At 69.7% G+C, this 1,181-nt stretch carries 1 protein-coding gene and 1 pseudogene; both read left to right on the top strand.

What is annotated here, in order from left to right:
• Positions 1 to 9 precede the first annotated feature (9 nt).
• A pseudogene (locus ASD35_RS28555) lies at positions 10 to 234 on the top strand (calcium-binding protein); the annotation flags it as partial.
• Between the two features lies 1 nt (position 235).
• Positions 236 to 1,181 (top strand): calcium-binding protein (locus ASD35_RS13365; RefSeq protein ID WP_304438201.1); only part of this gene is annotated, 946 nt, incomplete at both ends.

Raw genomic sequence — 1,181 nt, 5'->3', positions numbered from 1 at the left:
GGCGACCGGCTGCTGATCAACTACTTCTTCCAGGACGACAACCCCGGCAGCCCCTACAACCCCATCCAGCAGATCCGCTTCGACGACGGCACGGCGTGGAACATCGGCGGCATCCTTGCCGTGCTGGGCCAGGGCACGACGGCGGACGACAACCTGCGCGGCTCCAGCGGCGCGGACAGCCTCAGCGGCGGCCGCGGCCACGACACGCTGGACGGCGCGGCCGGCAACGACACGNGGCAACGACTGGCTGGACGGCAGCACCGGCAACAACACCTACCTGTTCGGCCGCGGCGACGGCCAGGACACGGTGGGCTACACCTACGACACGACGGCGGCCAAGCTCAACACCGTGCAGCTCAAGGCCGGCATCGCGCCGACCGACATCGTCCTGCGGCGCCTGACCGGCAGCCAGGGCGGCGCCAACGAGTCGCTGGAGATCGCCATCGCCGGCACCGAAGACCGGCTGCTGATCAACTACTTCTTCCAGGGCGGCAACAGCGCCAGCCCCTACAACCCGGTCCAGCAGCTGCGCTTCGACGACGGCACCGCCTGGGATCTCGCCGCCATCGCGGCCCACCTGTTCACGCCGCCCGCGACGGCGGCGGTCAACGGCACCAACCTGGCCGACACGCTGACCGGCACGGCGGCCGACGAGACGCTCAACGCGCTGGGCGGCAACGACGTGCTGATCGGCAAGGGCGGCACCGACTTCCTGTCGGGCGGCACCGGCAACAACACCTACCTGTTTGGCCTCGGCGACGGCGTCGACACCATCCTGTACAGCGGCGACACCTCGGGCAGCCGCCTCAACGTCGTGCAGCTCGGCGTCGGCATCACGACGGCCAACCTGACGTTGCGCCGCGCCTTCGACAGCCAGACGACGCGCTACACCGCGCTGGAGATCGGCATTGCCGGGGCGAGCGACAAGCTCGTCATCAACTATTTCCTCGAGAACGACAACCCGGCCAACAGCCACAACCCCGTCCAGCAGCTGCAGTTCGACGACGGCACGATCTGGACGGCGGCCGAGGTCTTCAACCGCCTGCAGCAAGGTACGGGCGGTGACGACACGCGGATCGGCTCGACCGGCAACGACACGCTGGACGGCGGCGCCGGCAACGACACGCTGGCGGGGCGCGACGGCAACGACGTGCTCAAGGGCGGCGCGGGCGACGACGTGC

This window comes from Pelomonas sp. Root1444 (assembly GCF_001426885.1).
Taxonomy (GTDB): domain Bacteria; phylum Pseudomonadota; class Gammaproteobacteria; order Burkholderiales; family Burkholderiaceae_C; genus Pelomonas.
This window is presented reverse-complemented; position numbering and strand designations above follow the sequence as displayed.